Source organism: Acidiluteibacter ferrifornacis, from assembly GCF_009909615.1.
GTDB classification, from domain to species: Bacteria; Bacteroidota; Bacteroidia; order Flavobacteriales_E; family Vicingaceae; genus Acidiluteibacter; species Acidiluteibacter ferrifornacis.
Map to the genome: position 1 here is coordinate 115,634 of NZ_WWNE01000012.1, position 19,394 is coordinate 135,027.

The following is a 19,394-nucleotide window of genomic DNA, read 5'->3' on the forward strand; positions in this document are numbered from 1 at the left end:
TTGCAATATTAAATGAATTCAATTTTTAAAATGCTGATTTCAAATGTTTCGGCAACTTGGTTGCCAATTAAGAATCCTATTTCTTCTATTGGCTGATATTGAAGTGGTTGCATATCAAGTTTTTGTCCTCTAAATTGAGATTGAAAACTGTTAATTTTCAAATCAAAGTATTGCAATTTACCATTGGTGGAAATGGAAGTAACATAACTCTCTTTGTCGGATAGCTTCTTTTTAAGTCGAACTTGATATTTTTTTCCATCTCCTTTCAATGTTATTCGACAAATTTTGACAGTATTACTTGTTGGCTTAATTAAAACTTTTTTGATCATACAAAAACCTCCATTGTTAGCAACAGAAACACTACCAGAGAATAATAGATGTCCTGATAGATTATTGCGAATATCTGAGGAGGATTGACCGCCCATTACAGTATCATTAACTATTTTCCATCTTCCGGCCTCTAAACTTATCGGTGAAAGGTTCATAAAAATTTGAATTAAAAGTAGAAGTTGTAAAACCACAATAATCTAACCATATGGCAACTAATTTGTTTTAAGTATCGTCTTTATTGTTAAGAGTTATAAAATAAAAATCAAGGATTTCTTTCATAACTGGTTTAATTTATTAATTTTAATCAATGCACAATCCCAATTGTCAAATCCGTAAACTACTATCGGTAATCACTCTTGTCTTGCTCTCTCTCTCTCTGAAAGCTCAAGATGTGCACTTGTCTCAACATTTAACAAACCCTTTGTTTATAAATCCTGCGCAAACTGCAAATTCTGATGCCAGTTGGCGTTTAATGGACAATTACAGAACTCAATGGAGAAGTGTAGGGGAACCATTTACTACCAATATTTTTGCAGGAGATAAGCGACTTTATGTTTTGAATCAAAAAGTTGGAATTGGAGGGGTGGTGATTAATGATAAAAGTGGTGCTGGTGAGTTAGAGAATTTTTCAGTGTATATGAATCTGGCATTTGAAAGGATTATTTCAAGGTTTAAATTAAGAGGAGGAACTCAACTAGGTTATGTGATGAAACAGTTTGATAAGAATAAGTTGACTTTTCCAAATCAATACGATAGAACACAAGGTGGTTTTAATAATCAATTTTCATCAAATGAGTCTTTTGCAAGTGCTTCCGTGGATTACTTTGATATTAGTGTTGGATTCTTGGTCAGTAGAAAATTGACGAAAGATTTAGAATTAGGAATGGGTTGGACAAATTATCATTTGAATCAACCAGAGGAATCATTCACCGAGGTTTCAAATAAGCGAGAAGCCTATTACAATTGGCAAATGTTTGGTATATATCAATTTAATGAAAAAGTTAAATTACTTCCATTTCTCTCTTATAGTTTTGAATCAAAGGCCTCTCAATTGTTATTAGGATCTGATGTCCAATTGAAGTTAGAAAATCAACCTCAAAAAATCGAATACCTTATAGGGGGAATATATACTAGAGCAGGTTTCAATAGAAATTTTGATGCAGCAATTGTTAAAGCAGGGATCGGATTTAATCGAATTGAGGCAGGCGTAAGTTATGACATTAACTTGTCAGGATTAAAATCTGTTTCAGGATATAGAGGAGCTTTAGAGTTTTCTCTTGTCTTAAAAGGACCATCAACTTTATTGAATTTTAATACTGTACCTTGTGAACGTTTATAAGTTTAACATTTTTGCTATAAGCCTAATGCTGACGTTAATTGGAGAAGCGCAGGTGACCAAAGAATCTCCTGGGGCTTTAAAACGAAACGCCACCGAAGCAATTCGATTAAATGATTCTTATGCTGCAGTGCATTACCTTGAGCTATATGTAAAGGAGAAACCTAAGGATACTAAAATGTATTATGAGTTGGCACATCAATATCGGCTATCTCGAAATTATAAAAAGGCTTATAATTCTTATAAATATATATCAGAAGTTAATTTATCCAAGTTTCCAAAATCCCTTTTTTATCAAGCAGAAATGGGAGTTCGACTTGGAAAATACGAGGAATCGAAAACTCAATACTATGAGTTTAGAGATATTTATAAAGGTGAAAAAGATGAGCGTGAATGGCGAAAAATGGCAAAAGATAAAGCAGAAGCAATAGAAGCAACATCGACTCAAAGAAATAAAGAACCTGAATATACTTTGAAACACTTAGAAAGAGATATTAATAAAGCCTACATTGAACAATCGCCCATTTATATAGATGAATATACAATGGTATATGTAGCATTAAGAGCTGATTCATTAATTTCATTTAAAGGTAAAGAAGGTCAAAATCTTCCACAAAGAAAGTTTTATGTGGCCATAAATAGAAATGGAAAATGGAGTTTTGAGGGTGAATTAAAATTTGATTCTTTTTTTGATACTTATGAAATTTCTAGTGGAAGTATTGCTCCAGATGGCAATAGGTTTATAGTCTCCGCTTGTAAGCCCGACGAAAATCGGAAAATGCGCTGTCTTTTATATGAATTGCGTAAAAGTGGAGAAGATTGGATTAATCCGATTGAACTACCAAAAGAGGTCAATGCATTGGGTGCATCTAATACCCAACCAACCATTGCTAATGGAAGTAAAGCCTACCAAGAAGTTTTGTATTTTGTAAGCGAGCGTAAAGATGGAAAAGGTGGAAATGATATTTGGTATAGCATTTATGATGCAAGGAAAAATACTTATCGAGAGGCTAGAAACGCAGGCATGAAAATTAATACCTCACATGATGAGTTATCACCATTTTATGACAATGAAAGTGGTAAATTATATTTTAGTTCAGAAGGTCATCCAGGTTTAGGAGGTTTAGATGTTTTTTATACTGAAGGAGCAAAAAGCAAGTGGGAAGAGCCCACTAATATTGGAACTCCTATCAATTCCTCATTTGACGAGCTGTTTTTTACTTCCTTTCCTAATGGAATTGATGGTTGGTTTACTAGTAATCGTCCTGGTGGGGTGGCCTTGGAAAATGAAACTTGTTGTGACGATTTGTATGCCTTTAAAAAGATGGATAGTGTGCAGGTCATTTTAAGGGGAAGGACATTTATAGATAAAAAGATAACATCTGATGTGCTTATAGAATTGTTTTATTTCAATTCAGATGGAGAAAAAGTGTTTAACAAAAGGATCAAGAGTGATAAGTTGGGGAATTATAAAATTCGCTTGGAACCAGGTCGGATGTATTCTGTTGTTGCAACATATGAAGATGCTTTTACCGAGACACAAGAAATAAAAATTTCCGATGGTTTTTCAGAAACGAATTTAACGTGGGATGCCAATTTGTTGCCATTTGGAGATAAAGCTTATGTGATTGAAAATATCAACTATGAGTTTAATAAAGATCAACTCACCAATGAAGCTAAGCATAGTATTGACAAATTTTTATTACCGATTCTTGTAAATAATCCTGCGATAAAAGTGGAATTGGGTTCTCATACTGATAACAAAGGAACGAGCGCATACAATATGCATTTGTCTCAAAAACGATCAGAGAGTATCGTTAAGTATTTATTAAGCCGTGGAATAAGTGAAAGTCGTTTAATAGCCAAAGGATATGGAGAATCTAAGCCAATTGCCCCTAATGAAAATGAAGATGGTACCGATAATCCTGATGGTCGAGCTAAAAACCGACGTACCGAAATAAAGGTGATTGGCAAAGTAGAAGTGATGGAGGAAGATTAAAGCAATAAGGAAAGTTTTTAAAGCTTCATTATTCTGTATGAGTTCTCCATTGATTTAATGATATATACACCTTCATGCAATTGGGAAAGATCTATTAAGATTTTAGAGTCAGAATGTTTGATGACATCTACTTTAGCAGTTATGTTGTGACCTAAAATAGTATATAGTTCAATGTCTTTTACATTTAAGTTTTTACCAATCATTGTAATAGCATTATAAGTAGGATTAGGAAAAACTGAAGAGGGAGTGGCATTAGTAGAATAAATATTCACTGTCTTTATTGGAGTGTATTCGTATTTCCCGTCAAAATCTGTTTGTTTTAACCTGTAATAACTCCACCCTTCAATTGGATTCTTATCTATAACATTATAAGATCTTATTTCGGAGGAATTGCCAGCACCTGCGATAATTGCAACTGTTTCCCAGTCCGATTGATTCACAGATCGCTCAATCGTGAAATAATTATTATTTACTTCAGAAACTGTTGTCCAGTTGATATCTACTTGATTAAAGCTATTAACTTCAGCAGTAAAGTTCAACAGTTTTATTGGTAGGGCATTACATAGTCCTGAAGCAGAATATTCCGCAGAGACACTAATAAAGCTAGAAGGATTACTCTGATTGTTGTATTCGGTAGCTAACCAATCACTACTCAAAGTAGAATTGCTCGATCGAACCTCGTCTATATCTCCATTAAATCTATTCCCACTTTCCCCTGAGGCGATTTCGCCTCCAATTGAAGCATTGCCAGCAGCCCCAGTCAGAGTGCCAGTGACGGTTGCGCTTCCTATTAAAACTCCATCTATGTATAGCCTTTTGACCTTTGTAGTATTGTTGTATGTGGCTGCAACAAAGTGCCAAGTGTTATTTTGAATTAAATTGGTTGGAGAATCCAGTGAAACCGGTGTTAAGCCTCTGACATAAAATCTTACTGCACCTGTACCAGGATCTCCAACGCTTATCGCATGGCCACCACCATCATTAGTGGCGTCATCGCATATTACTCTTTGTCCTGCCTGATTGTTGGTCACTGTTCTTATCCAAGCGGAATATGAAAAATTACCTGAACGATTAGAGTGATTCGGTAATTCTATCCAATGATTTGGGTCTACAAAATTTCGTCCATCTCCTATAAACGCTGGAGACCGATTGGTTGAACCATTGTTTGTACCATTATTAGCACTACCGCTTCTATCATTTACATTATTATTTAAATGCCATACTCCATCATAATTTAATGTGGACCAAATTGCTGTAGTAGATTGATTTGTTGCAATTGAATTGTTACCATAGTACATAAAAAAGCGAGTATCTACAGAGTTACTTAAAGAAGGAATTTGTACCCAAATCACCAATTTCCCTGTGGTTGGATTATAGGATTCTAAATCAAATAAAAGGGGAGTATTGCAATCCAATTGGGTAAACGTAATGTCAAACCCATTGGAGTTTTCAACGTTACCTCCATTGGAAGTGCTTCTCAAATCAGTATCCGTGATGCTGATTAAGACGGGAAAGTTAGAAAGAGGGCTACTTCCAGCAACTTCGGTTGCATCTACAGAAATTTCTTTCCCAAAAGCATACCCTGCCGGCTGAGCGAGCGAGGGTATAGTTAAAAGTAAACCTAGCACGATCAATAGATTATTCATGCTAATGATTTGAAAAATAGTTGTTCGAGTAGAGCGTGACACATTTATTTGTATGGGTTTTTACTAGTAAGTTCTGAAATTCTAAAGTATAAAATTATTTAAGAATCAACAAAACAGTTTCAATAGTGGATTGCGTTTAAATCCACAAGTATTATCATTTAAAAACTCCAAGAACAAACTTTAACTATAGTTTAGTTACAAAATATACTTATGGCTTCCATCTTAATCTGATAATCTCTAATTTCGAGAAAAATCATTTAACACTATGTTATACACCGTTTCTTATCAGCAACCGAACACCCATTATATTGATATCGAATTAGAAGTGAATGGAGTGGAGGAGTCCACCATTCAGTTTCAATTACCAGCATGGCGGCCGGGTAGGTATGAGTTAGGAAACTTTGCGAAAAATATTCAGCGGTGGAATGCTTATGATACAGATGGAAATGAATTGCCATCAAAAAAGCTAACCAAAGATTTGTGGGAAGTCACTACTAATGGCGTAGAAACAGTAATAGTGAAATACAATTATTTCGCCAATGAGTTGAATGCAGGTTCCACATTTTTGGATGCTTCTCAATTGTACATTAACGGAGTGAATTGTTTCTTGTATGTTCCTAATCGAATGGGTGAGGTATGTGAGCTGCAATTGGAATTACCAGAGCAATACCTTGTAGCTTGTGGACTTAAGGCTTTGGGCGGTTTTGCTTTTGAGGCTACTGATTTTCACGAATTGGTGGATTGTCCATTAATTGCTTCAGATACCTTAAAGAAGGATTCGTATCAAGTAGGAGACACCACTTTTTACCTATGGTTTCAAGGTGAATGTCAACCAGATTTTGAGCGATTAAAAAAAGACTTTATTCCGTTTACAGAAAAGCAAATGGAGCTATTTGGAGGTTTTCCAACGTCTGAATATCATTTTCTATTTCAAATATTACCACATCGAGCCTATCATGGGGTAGAGCACAGCAATTCTACGGTTTGTTTGTTGGGTCCATCTTATGATGTGATGAGAAAGGGTGGTATGTACGATGAACTGCTGGGTGTTAGTTCTCACGAGTTATTCCATACTTGGAATGTAAAGCGAATTCGACCAATAGAAATGTGGCCGTATGACTACGCTAAAGAGAATTATAGTCGATTGGGTTATTTGTCGGAAGGAGTAACCACGCTTTATGGCGATGTGATGCTGTTGAGGTCAGGAGTGTTCTCTGAAGGCGATTATTTTAAAACATTGAATCAACTCTTGGATCGTCATTTTAACAATCCTGCTGTTTCGAATTTATCTGTTGCCGACTCTTCTTTTGATACATGGTTAGATGGTTATGTAGCGGGGGTTCCCAATCGAAAAACATCTATTTATACCGAAGGGGCATTGTGCACTCTGATGTTGGATGCCAAAATTAGAGAGGCAACAGGTCATCAAAAGAGTTTTGATGATGTGATGCGGATTTTTCATGAAAAATTTTATCAAAAAGGGAAAGGCATTAGTGAAACGGATTACTTAGCTACAATAAATCAAGTTAGCGAAACAGATCTTTCGACTTTTGTGAATCAATACATTAACGGTACAGAAGATTATACTCCAGAATTGAAGCGGTCGCTCTCATTTTTGGGATTGCAATATAAAACTTTACCTGCTGATGCTTTTTGCGAAGCATATTTGGGTTTTAAAGTGATGGAAAACAATGGAGCATTGCAGGTGGTGTCGGTTTATCCTGATTCAATTGCAGAATTAGCTGGGTTGGGAGTGAGTGATGAATTGATTACTGTTAATGGTTATAAAGCCGGAGCAGATTTTAATCAATGGTGCGAGTATTTTAAGAATGAAACAATTGTATTAGGGGTTAAACAAAATTATGGTTCAATAAATGAAATGTATCTAAGACCAACAGAAACAATTTATTACAAAAAACACCAAGCACAACGACTAGAGATTGTAACTGATGAGCAGAAGGCGAGTTTTGAGAAGTGGAGGAATTAATTGTTAAATTATTAAGGGCTAATGATTAATGTCCTTGTGAACGATGCAAAATTTTGAGGTTCTTAACGGTTAAATATTATAGAGCCATTTTAAGGTAGGTTGAAGAATCAAAAAAACAAAGAAAGTTGTAAGAATTAAAAATCACGATTACTTTTGTAATATGATTTTACCAATAGTAGCCTACGGCGATCCAGTATTAAAAAAGGAAGCAGAAGACATTGAAAAGGATAGTCCAGAATTGCAGCAGTTGATTGACAACATGATTGAGACGATGCACAATTCAGAAGGAGTTGGTTTGGCAGCTCCTCAAATCGGAAAATCTATTCGTTTGTTTGTAGTTGACGCCTCTCCTTTTGAGGAAGATGAGCCTACTTTATCCAACTTTAAAAAGGTTTTTATCAATCCAATTATTTTAGAAGAAGAAGGTAAGGAGTGGGACTTTAATGAGGGATGTTTGAGTATTCCCGGTATTCGAGAAGATGTATCGCGTAAGCCAAAAATTACTATAGAATATTACGATAGAGAATGGAATTTGAAGGAAGAGCAATACGATGGAATTGCTGCGAGAATCATTCAACACGAATACGATCACATTGAAGGTGTATTATTTACAGACCATTTAACAGGATTAAAACGAACATTATTAAAAACGAAGCTCAATAATATCAGCAAAGGCAACGTTAAAGTGAATTATAGAATGAAGTTTCCTAAAAAATAACAGTAGCTATGAAAAAGAAGATTATTATTGCCTGCCTTGCCGCAGGATTGTTCGCATGTAATCAACCAGAGTCAACAACGGAAAATAATACAGCGGTTGAAGAAACCACTAAAAATCCGTTTGAAGGCTTAAATCAAGAGGAACTGAAAGCAAAAGTGAATGAGTTTGAAAGCAAGGTTTTTCAGAATGATAGTAGCATGGATATTACTAACGCTAACTTATTAATTGAAGGTTATGTGAAATATGCCAATGAATATCCTGAGGATAGTGAGAGTGCAACCTTTGTGTTTAAAGCTGCTGAAGTGAGTTTAGGTTTAAATCAAGGAACTACAGCATTAGCGCTTTACACCAAGGTTTATGAAGATTACCCAGAGTTTGAAAAACGTCCATACTCTTTATTTCTTCAGGCTTTTATCAATGAAAATAACTTGGGAAAACTAGAAGAAGCAAGAGTCATTTATGAGAAGTTCATTGCGGATTATCCGGATCATCCGATGGCTGATGATGCTCAATACTCTTTAGATAATTTGGGAAAGTCTCCTGATGAACTAATCAAAGAGTTTGAAGCAAAGCAAAAACAAGGAGTTTAGTTTTTAAACTCTCTCTCCAACAAACTTCGAAGCTCATCTATTTCCAATTTGTGCTTCAAATTACCATTTTTACAAAAAGAGATTTCTCCAGTCTCTTCAGATACAATAATCGCCACAGCAGTCGAGTTTTCAGTAATACCGACTGCTGCTCGGTGTCTTAAACCGTAGCTTGCGTGAATTTTAGGATTGTCAGATACCGGTAGAATACACCTTGCGGCTTTAATTTTGTTGGCATGTATTATGACTCCACCATCATGCATGGGATTATTTTTGAAAAAGATAGTTTCTAATAGGTTTGAGGATACAATCCCGTCAATTTGATCGCCAGTAGATGCGTGATACTTCAATTCTGAATCTTTAGAGATTACAATCAAAGCTCCTGTTTTCGATTTCGACATGTTAAAGCAAGCTTTTATAATTGCCTTGCTGTTCAATTCTTCTACTTTTTGATCATTCCATTTCCAAGCACCAAACTTCTTTCTTATTCTTGGCTGTGCGAGAATACTTCTGTTTCCCACTATCAATAAAAATCTTCTGATTTCTTGCTGAAATACGATTATTAATGCAATGACACCGACACCAATAAATTGACCTAGAATTTCGTCCAAAAGCTCCATTTTTAGCGCTTCTACTAATTTCCAAATCAAATACAACGAAAGAATACCCAGTAGAATTCGAATAGCAACTGTACCTTTTAACAAGTTGTATAACTGGTACATTAAAATTGCAACGAGGAGAATATCCAAAAAGTCGAGCCATCGAATACTGATAAATGCTAAGGACATTAAAGGGATATTTTCCATGGTGCGAAATTACTGCTTTTGGTAGAAGTCCACAATTTTAATCGATTCCATTGCTTCTTTTACATCGTGAACTCTTAAGATTTGCGCACCATTGAGTAGTGCAATCGTGTTTGATGTAGTGGTTCCATTTAACGCTTCCTTTGGACTGGTTTCTAGCAATTTCCAGATCATACCTTTTCGTGATATTCCGGCTAATATAGGGGCGTTTAAATGTCCAAACTCGTTTAGGTGTTTAAGAATACTATAGTTGTGTCCTAATGTTTTTCCAAATCCAAAACCAGGGTCCAAAACAACATCAATAACACCCAATTCTCTGAGTTGTGTTAATTGGTTTGAAAAGTACTGGAAAATTTCTTTAATTACATCGGTATAAATAGGGTTCTGTTGCATTGTTGACGGTTTGTCTAATGTATGCATGAGTACATAAGGAACTTTCAATTGAGCAATAGTGGCAAACATATTTTTATCAAATGTTCCTCCTGAAATATCATTGATGAGGTGTGCGCCTTGATCAATGGTTTCTTTTGCAATTACTGATCGGTAGGTATCTATGGAAAATAATGCTTTAGGAAATGTTTTGACCAACAATTTTAAAGGATTGATCAGTCGCTCTTTTTCTTCTAATACGCTAATCTCGGCAGCTCCTGGGCGCGTACTCATTGCACCTAAATCTATAAAAGTAGCTCCATCTTCTAGCATTTGACCCACTTTCTCAATTAAAGAATCGTTGCTTGTTTTTCGGCTTTCCACAAAAAAAGAATCAGGAGTTAAATTAACAATTCCCATCACTTTGGGTGTGGATAAATCGACTAAATTCCCTCCGCAATTCAGTGAGAAATTCCTTGAAAAAACAGTATCTTTCGGGACTTTTAAGGGACTTGTCATAATCAAATTTAGAATGAATAATACAGCTGAACAATACGATTCAATAATAACCAAATGCTACGACATTTTTGGACAAAAAAGTAAAGATTATGGTACTGCTTGGCGTATTTTGAGAACGAGTTCGTTAACCGATCAGTTATATATAAAGGCCAAACGTATTCGAACCATTGAGGATAACGGAATGAGTAAGGTAGATGAGGGAATTGTTCCTGAATTTATTGCCATTGTTAATTATTCCATCATGGCCTTAATCCAATTAGAGATGGGTGTTTCAGAGGAGCAACACATGGATGAAGAAAAGTTGAAAAAACTATTTCATCACTATGCTAAGGTGGCCAAAGACTTAATGATGAATAAAAACCATGATTATGATGAAGCGTGGAGAACGATGAGGGTAAGTTCTTTGACAGATTTAATTCTTCAAAAAATCCTTAGAGTAAAGCAAATTGAGTCAAATAAAGGAAAAACCTTAATTTCGGAAGGCATTGATGCCAATTATTTAGACATGCTGAATTATGCAGTATTTGCCCTAATTAAATTAGAAGAACAATAATAACTCTATAAAGACTTAACTATGAAATTATTACTTCATTTTTCTCGATTGTTCGTCGGAAACCTTTTTATCTTTTCTGGCGTTGTTAAAGCAAATGACCCACTTGGTTTTTCTTATAAACTACAAGAGTACTTCACCGAGTTTGGAACAGATTGGGACTGGTTGATGGAAATCGCAATGCCTTTTGCTGCTGCTGTCTGTATTCTTGAAATAATACTAGGTGTGGCAGTTTTAGTTGGTTATAAAATGAAGGAGGTGAGCTGGATTTTGTTGGGAATGATTTTGTTTTTTACAGGTTTGACTTTTGCTTCAGCAGTTTTTGAAATTGTACGTTCATGCGGTTGTTTTGGTGATGCTATCCCATTGACTCCATGGCAATCCTTCTACAAAGATTTAATCCTTTTAGCATTGATTTTAATATTGTTCATTAAGCGCAATACTATTCAGCCTTTTGAAGATGCTAAACCTGCACTAATTTACTTTTTTATCTCATTAATAGTAATGGGGGCGTTGTCGTATCAATTGAGTTGGAACTTTCCTTTGGTTTTGACTATAGGTGTATTAGGAGCGAATTTGGTGATGTTTTTGATCAATAAAAATAAGCATGCTCTTGTAGCTGTAGTGGTTTCGCTTATTGTGAGTACTGCTTTCTCCATTAATTGTGTTTGGCATTTACCACAAAGAGACTTTAGGCCATATGCTATAGGAAAAAATTTGCCCGAACAAATGACATTACCTGAAGATGCTATTCAGCCTGTTTATGAAAATATTTTGACCTATAAAAATAAGTCAACTGGTGAAGTAAAAGAGTTTACGCAAGATAATTATCCTTGGGATGACGACAATTGGGAGTGGGTTAACACTGAAAGTAAGTTGATAAAGGAAGGGGATGTTGCAAAAATTACAGACTTTTCGGTGGTAGATAATGATGGAAATGACATTACCGAAATTGTGAACAGTGAAGACCTTATATTTTTGGTTGTTATGTATGATTTGCATAAAACTTCTACCAATAAAATGGATTTAATTAATGATTTCGCAAAAAAAGCAGAGGCTGAAGGAATTGAATTTATTGGCTTAAGTGCTGCATCATATGAAGTAGCTGAAGAGTTTAGACACAAAAATCAAACTCCATTTCCAATTTACACCACTGATGGGATTGTACTAAAAACAATAATTAGATCTAACCCAGGTTTGGTTATGATGCGAAGAGGGACAGTTGTTGGTAAATGGCACAATAATGATATACCGACGTTTGAGGATGTTTCAGAAGAGTATAATGTAACTCAATAAATGTGTTAAACTTTATTGCACGACGTGTATTATATGGATTGTTGGTGCTTTTCGGAGTAGTTACAGTAGTATTCATATTGTTTAATGTCCTGCCTGGAGACCCGGCTAGAATGATGTTGGGTCAACGAGCAGATAAAGCATCAATTGAGGCTATAAATAAAGACTTAGGATTAAATCAACCATTGCCCACTCAGTATTTTTTATACTTGAATGATTTGTCTCCTATTTCGTTCCATCATAAGAGCAATAAAGAGAGCATTATCTTTCTCGATCCTACAAAATACGAAGGGAAACAATTGATAAGTCTTGGAAGCTATGTTTTAATAGCCAAATTTCCTTATCTAAGACGATCGTATCAGACGCAGAAAAAGGTCAATCAAATAATTGCTGAAACTCTAGTTGAAACTACGGTTTTGGCCGTTGCAGCAATGTTTTTGGCGACGGTCTTAGGGATTTTACTAGGATTATTATCTGCCTTATTTAAGGATGGCGTTCTAGATAGGTTAAGTTTGGTGTTTGCTACATCAGGAATGGCATTGCCCTCCTTTTTTGTGGGGATCGTTATAGCTTGGGTTTTTGGTTATCTGCTTTCTGATTACACAGGTTTAGATATGACTGGTAGTTTGTTCGAAGTTGATGATTTAGGGAATGGGGAGTATTTGTCCATCAGAAATTTAGTCTTGCCAGCCGTCACATTAGGCGTACGACCGCTAGCGGTAATTGTCCAATTGAGTAGAAATTCAATGTTAGAGGTGCTGGGACAAGATTACATTAGAACAGCCAGAGCAAAAGGACTAAGTAATAAAATAGTAGTTTTAAAGCATGCCTTAAGGAATGCCTTAAACCCAGTGTTAACTGCTGTTTCAGGAATGTTTGCAAGTTTAATGGCAGGAGCTGTGTTTGTTGAAATTGTATTTGCTTGGAAAGGCATTGGCTGGGAGGTTGTAAATGCTTTAGAAAAGTATGATTTGCCAGTGGTGATGGGCGCAGTGCTTGTTATTGCTGTAATTTTTGTTGTGATTAATATAATTGTTGATATCCTCTATGGAGTTTTGGATCCTAGAGTAAGAGTGAGTTAAATGTAAATTATGAGAAAGAAAATTGTAGCAGGAAACTGGAAAATGAACCTGACGGTGAATGAAGCAGAATCCTTAGTGAAAGAACTAAACCAAAAAGTGAAGGAAGGAGTTAAAGCAGATCAATTGATTGTTTTTCCATCTTTTACCAATATAGTTTCCGTGGTAAATTCAATTGATTATAGTATCAATGTGGGGGCTCAAAATTGTCATGAGTCAAAGTCCGGTGCATATACTGGAGAAGTTTCTGTAGATATGATTCAGTCAACTGGAGCAACAGTCATTTTAGTAGGGCATTCAGAACGAAGAGCTTATTTTGGTGAAACCAATGAGTTATTAGCTAAAAAGGTAGATGCTGTTTTGGCGGCAGATATGCAGGCTGTTTATTGTTGTGGAGAAACATTGCCTGAAAGAGAAGCTAACAATCATTTTAGAGTAATTGAATCGCAGATAAGTGAAGGTTTGTTTCATTTGGATGAATCAGGTATTTCGGAAGTAGTTATTGCTTATGAACCTGTGTGGGCGATTGGAACGGGTGTAACTGCATCTTCAGATCAAGCGCAAGAAGTACATGCCTTTATTAGGAGTTTGATTGAAAAAAAATACGGCAATGAAATTGCTGAACAAATTTCCATATTATATGGAGGAAGTTGTAATCCTAAAAATGCCGAAGAATTATTTAGACAGAAGGACGTTGATGGTGGATTAATAGGTGGAGCAGCTTTAAAAGCAAATGATTTTATTCAAATAGCTAATTCTTATTAAATGAATTATTTAGAATTTAAATTTAAAGTAAGTCCATTAGTTCCTTATAAGGAGATTTTAATGTATGAGCTAGGTGAGATGGGCTTTGAGAGCTTTACTGAAGAGTCTGATGGACTTAATGCGTATATTGCTGAAGATGAATTTTCTGAAGATCAATTAAGTGAATTGTATTTGTTTACAGATGATTCTGTTCAAATTAGCTTCGAAAAGCAATTGATTCCTCAACAAAATTGGAATGCAGAATGGGAGAGGAGTTTTCCTAAAGTTACTGTAGATGATTATTGTGAGATTATAGCTCCTTTTCATGAAAAATCAACTGATTGTGAGTTTAGTATATTGATTGAACCGAAGATGAGTTTTGGAACTGGACATCATGACACCACTTTCATGATGATGCAATTAATGCGACAACTGGATTTGAGTGATAAGTTAGTGATGGATATGGGCTGCGGAACGGGAGTTTTAGCCATTCTTGCAAAATTGGAAGGAGCTTCCGGAGTAACAGCTGTAGATATTGATGATTGGGCTTTTGAAAATACATTAGAAAATATCGAAAGAAACAATGTTTCTGAAATAGAAGTTTTAAAAGGAGGAGCAGAAAAGGCTAAAGGGAAAAGCTATGATGTATTTATAGCAAATATAAATAGGAATATTTTGATGAGAGATTTGCCTGCTTATGCAGAAACGATGAAAACCGGAGCTGATTTATTATTAAGCGGTTTTTTTATTACAGATTTTGAACAATTGGACCAAAAGTTGAAAGAACTTGGTTTTTCTAAAGTAAATAAGGTTCAACGCAATAATTGGTGTGCGTTACACTATAAAAAATAAGAACATGAAGAAACTGCTAATTGCTATTGTTTTTCTTTCTATAAATTGGAGTTTAAAAGCGCAAACTCCATTGAGCTTTGCCTCAGACTCTATTCAATTTTTTAATCAAATGGAGTCGTTCATGTCTGATGCTCGAAAAGAAGGGAAAGACTTTATGAAGCAGTTTAAAGAAGTGTGGTATGGAGGTTATTTTTCAGATGAACAGCGTCGTGGGGTGTATATGGTGACCAATAAAATGCTTCAAAAGAAAATGCGTGCATTTCCTGATTTTAGAAGTTACCTTTATACCGTAGGTAGTTTTGTTACATCAACTTATCAAACTGAAAAAAGTTTTGATGAATGGCAAGCTACTTTAGTCCGACTTTTAGATGATAGAAATAAGCGAAATTTTACCAATTTTCTAACTTTCTCAGATGGTCTTTTTTCAGAGAATGCCATTTATAAATCCACTTCTACAAAATGGGCAGCAAACAATAGTAATTATATTTTTGGATTTGATAGTTTACCTAAGATTACATTTGAAGAGTTAGATCTCATTTGCTACTCAAGAGGAGATAGCATGAAAATCATCAATACAACGGGCACGTACTATCCGACTGAAGAAAAATGGATTGGAAATGGGGGGGTAGTAACATGGGAAAAGGCTGGAATGATGAGTGAGGAGGTTTATGCTAAGGTATTTAATTATGAGATAAATACGAAAACTTATTCCTATACCGCAGATTCTGTCGAGTTTTATAATTCCTTTTATTTTGATAAACCATTATTGGGTCAACTAGAAGATAAGATACAAGCTAATAACACCCCTGAAAAATCAACCTACCCTAAGTTTGATTCTTATAATAAGCGTTTAGTAATTCAAAATATTTCTCCAGCTGTCGACTATGATGGTGGATTTAGTATGGTTGGGTCAAAATTTATAGGTAGCGGTAATGAGGAAAATGATGCTTATCTGCTTTTCCATAGAAATGATACCATTTTTCTAAGAGCGTCTTCTAAAGCATTTGTAATTAATACTGAACGTATTATTTCAGATAATGCTGCTATTAGTTTTTATTTGGGTAGTGATTCAATTCATCATCCAGGATTAAATTTTAAGTTTTTTCCTAAGAAGAAACAGGTCACTCTTTATAGAGACAATCAAGGAATGGCTATTTCACCTTATTTTGATTCATTTCATCAAATTGATATGGATTTTGAAGTGTTAAATTGGAATCAAGAAGACCCATTGATAGAAATGACAAGTTTGATGGGGAGTACGAGGACTGAAGCGACATTTACCTCTGAAAATTTCTTTAAATTGTCTGAATACAGGCATTTGCAAGGCAGGGGAGATGTAAACCCATTGCTGCAAATCCAAAGGTTATCAGAACAAGTTGGTTCCAAAGACTTAATGATAAAGGAACTGTGTTATTACATGAAAATTAGTGATGCTGCAGCTGAAAACTTATTAATGTATTTAGCCACTAGAGGTTTTTTAAAATACAATTATAAAAAAGGGGAATTTACTGTGAAGAAAAGATTGACGCAGTACGTTCAATCTAGCTTTTCTAAAATTGATTATGACGTTATTTCTATTCGTTCAGATATCAAAGGTAAAAATAACGCCAGCTTAAACTTATTGAACTATGATTTAACGATAAATGGTGTTGAGGGAATACTATTGAGTGATTCCCAGAAGGTATTTATATTACCTTCTGACCAGAGGGTGGTTATGAAAAAAAATCGCTACTTTACTTTTGGAGGCCAAGTTGAAGCAGTTGATATATTTAGTTTTTATGGTAAAGAGTTTTCTTTTGATTATGAACAATTCAAAATTAATTTGACCAATGTAGACTCATTAGGTTTGCGCGCTTATTCAGGAGAATTGGATAGAAATGGAAACCCAATCCTTAAAAAAGTTCGAACAGTAATTGAAGGAATAAATGGAGAATTGCTCATCGATAATTTTGAGAACAAATCAGGTATAAAGGAGTTTCCTGAATTTCCTGTGATCAAGAGTTTCGGAGATTCTTACGTCTACTATGATAAAAAAGAAGTTGAAAATGGAGTGTACAAAAGAGATGACTTTTATTTCCAAGTCCGTCCATTTGAAATCGATAGTTTAGATAATTTCTCAAACGATCAATTGAGATTTGAAGGTAGTTTTACTTCTAATATCTTTCCTGAATTTGATGAGGCTTTAACTGTACAATCTGATATGTCGTTAGGATTTATCAGACAAGCACCTCCTGGAGGGTATCCTACTTATGGTGGTAAAGGGCAGTTCCACAATACGATTAAATTATCCAATAAGGGTTTAAGAGGTGATGGTAAACTGGAGTATTTAACATCAACAACTCTATCTGATGATTTTAAATTTTATCCGAAATCAGTGGAGGCTTTAGCACAATCTCATGTATTGGCAGAAGTGAAGACGGGTACAGAGTTTCCTCCTGTTCAGGGTGATAGTGTGAATATCAATTGGAAGCCTCAAGAGGATGTATTCTATACTACTGCAGTAACGAATAACTCCTTGGCTTTTTATGACATGCGTTCATACTTCAGAGGAACTACAGCTCTGCGTCCAAATGGCTTATCTGGAAATGGTGTGTTTTTATTTGAAAAAGCCAATTTGGCCTCTAAAAATATGATTTTCCAAAACACTGTTTTTGATGCGGATACTGCAGATTTTGAGCTGTTAGAAGAGAATAATAGTGGTTTTGCATTGAATACTGCTAATGTTAAAGCACATGTTGATTATAAAGGTAGGTTCGCTGAATTTAAACCGAACGGTGAAGACGATCCAATTTTCTTTCCTACCAACCAGTACCTGTGTTTTATGGAAGAGTTTAAATGGTACATGGATAATGGGATGATTGATTTGACAGGGAAAGCGCAAAATACCGTTTCGGCTGATGTTAAATTAGAGGGATCCAAGTTTATTTCAACTAAAGCGGAGCAAGATAGCTTGTTCTTTTATTCTCCGATTGCTCGATTTGATTCGAGAAGACATATTATTAGTGCTTTTGATGTCAAGTATATTACTACTGGTGATGCGAAAGTTTTTCCAGATAGCGGGGCTGTAGTTATTCGAAAAAGCGCTAACATGGAGCAGTTGGAAAATGCTGGTGTTGTAGCAAATGCCGTTACAGAATATCACAATATATATAATGCAAAAATTAAAATAGAAGGAAAGAAAAAGTATTTCGGTTCAGGCTATATTGATTATGTAGATGAAAATTCCAACGCTCAATCCATTTATTTGCAGACAATAAATGTAGATACTACTGGCCAAACTATAGCACACGGTGTTATTGAAGACGATTCTTTATTCACATTAAGTCCTCAGCATGCTTTTAAGGGAGAGGTAGACTTATTAGCGAATAATCAATACTTAATTTTTGATGGAGGGGTAAGAATTAATCACAATTGTGATTTAATCCGAATCAACTGGTTGAGATTTAGAGGTGAAATTAATCCTAATGAAATTTATATTCCAATAGATACAGGAATTGTAGATGTAAATAAAACAATATTATCAGCTAGTATTAACTTAAATACTGATAGCAATTTTATTTATTCTGCATTTGTTTCTCAGAAGGTTTTCCATAGTGATAGAGAATTGTTGCCTGCGTATGGGTTTATGTTTTATGATAAAGAAAACCAAGAGTATAAGATAAGCTCTAAAGAAAAAATCAAGTCATTAAATATTCCTGGTAATTATTTGAGTTTGAACCTGAAGGATTGTAAAGTTTATGGCGAGGGTAAAGTTAATTTAGCCGCAGATTTAGGACAGGTTAAGCTCATGACTACTGGCTCAATGATACATAATCGCCCAACATTAGAGGCCGAGAATGAGGTGATTGGTGATTTCATGATGGGGATTGACTTCTTTTTTGATGATAACGCAATGAAAAAGGTGGCTGATCAAATAAATGAAAATTTAAAGCTTCAACCAGTGGATTTGTCCAGGGCTGTATTTGAGAAGGGACTTCGAGAAGTTATTGCGTTGGATGAGGCAGATAAGCTTATTTCTCAGTTGAATCTAAATGGTAAATTCAAAAGAATTCCAAATGAATTGAATCAGCGAATTGTTTTTAATGATATAAAGTTTAAATGGAATGAAGAGCAAAACACTTTCACTTCCTTTGGACAGTTAGGAATCTCTAATATCAATAAGGAAGAAGTAAATAAATACATTGATGGTGTAGTGATGATCACTAAAAAGAGAAGTGGTGATATTTTGGACATCTACTTAGAGATAGATGGTAATAATTGGTATTATTTTAATTACCGTAGAGGGATGATGCAAGTTGTTTCATCTAATGAGGCTTTTAATGAGCAGATTAAATCCTTAAAAGATGATAAACGAAAGGCAGATGTCGCTCGAAAAGAGGAACCATTTACTTTCATGTACGGGAATCAGAAAAAGAAAGAAATTTTCTTAAGGCAATTTGAAGTAGAGTAGCTCGTCGAAAGATTTATTCTTCTTATCAAATTATTAGGAGCTAATTAGGTATTTTACCCATATTTGTATTTTCTAAGAAAATAGATTGTTTGTAAGTATGTTGATAGAATGGTTGAATACAACGTATTTAAA

Annotated in this window: 15 protein-coding genes; 11 read left to right on the forward strand and 4 right to left on the reverse strand. The window is 35.0% G+C overall.

The genetic code is table 11. The features are described 5' to 3' along the window. Positions 1-8 precede the first annotated feature (8 nt). Positions 9-485, reverse strand: coding sequence for a CIA30 family protein (locus tag GQN54_RS12655; protein WP_160633923.1), 477 nt, complete (start codon positions 483-485; stop codon positions 9-11). 152 nt (positions 486-637) lie between these two features. Between GQN54_RS12655 and GQN54_RS12660 the strand changes: the two genes are divergently transcribed. Together GQN54_RS12660 and GQN54_RS12665 are read left to right on the forward strand one after the other, a co-directional pair. Continuing rightward, positions 638-1,669, forward strand: coding sequence for a PorP/SprF family type IX secretion system membrane protein (locus tag GQN54_RS12660; RefSeq protein ID WP_160633924.1), 1,032 nt, complete (start codon positions 638-640; stop codon positions 1,667-1,669). 25 nt (positions 1,670-1,694) lie between these two features. Next, positions 1,695-3,665, forward strand: coding sequence for an OmpA family protein (locus GQN54_RS12665; RefSeq protein ID WP_160633925.1), 1,971 nt, complete (start codon positions 1,695-1,697; stop codon positions 3,663-3,665). A 17-nt stretch (positions 3,666-3,682) separates the two neighbouring features. On the opposite strand, the gene GQN54_RS12670 is transcribed toward GQN54_RS12665, so the two are convergent. Continuing rightward, complete coding sequence (locus GQN54_RS12670) at positions 3,683-5,311, reverse strand: DUF2341 domain-containing protein (RefSeq protein ID WP_160633926.1); 1,629 nt, start codon at positions 5,309-5,311, stop codon at positions 3,683-3,685. Between the two features lie 265 nt (positions 5,312-5,576). On the opposite strand from GQN54_RS12670, the gene GQN54_RS12675 reads away from it, so the two are divergent. From GQN54_RS12675 to GQN54_RS12685, 3 genes are all read left to right on the forward strand, one after another. Continuing rightward, entirely contained in the window at positions 5,577-7,298 is a 1,722-nt protein-coding gene (locus GQN54_RS12675) for a M61 family metallopeptidase (protein WP_160633927.1), read from the forward strand. 160 nt (positions 7,299-7,458) lie between these two features. Next, entirely contained in the window at positions 7,459-8,016 is a 558-nt protein-coding gene (gene def / locus GQN54_RS12680) for a peptide deformylase (protein WP_160633928.1), read from the forward strand. Positions 8,017-8,024: 8 nt separating this feature from the next. Then, positions 8,025-8,606 (forward strand): tetratricopeptide repeat protein, encoded by a 582-nt coding sequence (locus tag GQN54_RS12685; RefSeq protein WP_160633929.1) that lies wholly within the window; start codon positions 8,025-8,027, stop codon positions 8,604-8,606. Here GQN54_RS12685 and cdaA read toward each other — a convergent pair. Both cdaA and folP read right to left on the reverse strand, forming a co-directional pair. Further along, positions 8,603-9,391, reverse strand: coding sequence for a diadenylate cyclase CdaA (cdaA, locus tag GQN54_RS12690; RefSeq protein ID WP_160633930.1), 789 nt, complete (start codon positions 9,389-9,391; stop codon positions 8,603-8,605). The genes GQN54_RS12685 and cdaA overlap by 4 nt on opposite strands. Before the next feature lie 27 nt (positions 9,392-9,418). Further along, the gene (folP, locus tag GQN54_RS12695) at positions 9,419-10,294 is read right to left on the reverse strand and encodes a dihydropteroate synthase (RefSeq protein ID WP_160633931.1); all 876 of its coding nucleotides are present in this window, start codon (positions 10,292-10,294) and stop codon (positions 9,419-9,421) included. Positions 10,295-10,307: 13 nt separating this feature from the next. Between folP and GQN54_RS12700 the strand changes: the two genes are divergently transcribed. Genes GQN54_RS12700 through GQN54_RS12725 form a run of 6 tightly spaced genes read left to right on the forward strand, consistent with a single transcriptional unit; the run spans position 10,308 to position 19,262 of the window. After that, positions 10,308-10,847, forward strand: coding sequence for a DUF1599 domain-containing protein (locus tag GQN54_RS12700; protein WP_160633932.1), 540 nt, complete (start codon positions 10,308-10,310; stop codon positions 10,845-10,847). Positions 10,848-10,868: 21 nt separating this feature from the next. Beyond that, on the forward strand, positions 10,869-12,140 hold the full coding sequence (locus tag GQN54_RS12705) for a MauE/DoxX family redox-associated membrane protein (protein ID WP_160633933.1): 1,272 nt from the start codon (positions 10,869-10,871) through the stop codon (positions 12,138-12,140). A gap of 2 nt (positions 12,141-12,142) precedes the next feature. Then, complete coding sequence (locus GQN54_RS12710; RefSeq protein WP_160633934.1) at positions 12,143-13,219, forward strand: ABC transporter permease; 1,077 nt, start codon at positions 12,143-12,145, stop codon at positions 13,217-13,219. A 9-nt stretch (positions 13,220-13,228) separates the two neighbouring features. Continuing rightward, a complete protein-coding gene (gene tpiA, locus GQN54_RS12715; protein ID WP_160633935.1) occupies positions 13,229-13,981 on the forward strand; it encodes a triose-phosphate isomerase in 753 nt (250 codons plus the stop codon). Next, positions 13,982-14,812: a 50S ribosomal protein L11 methyltransferase gene (gene prmA, locus GQN54_RS12720; RefSeq protein ID WP_160633936.1), complete on the forward strand. Its 831-nt coding sequence runs from the start codon at positions 13,982-13,984 to the stop codon at positions 14,810-14,812. A gap of 4 nt (positions 14,813-14,816) precedes the next feature. Further along, positions 14,817-19,262: a hypothetical protein gene (locus tag GQN54_RS12725; RefSeq protein ID WP_160633937.1), complete on the forward strand. Its 4,446-nt coding sequence runs from the start codon at positions 14,817-14,819 to the stop codon at positions 19,260-19,262. The last annotated feature ends 132 nt before the right edge of the window (positions 19,263-19,394 follow it).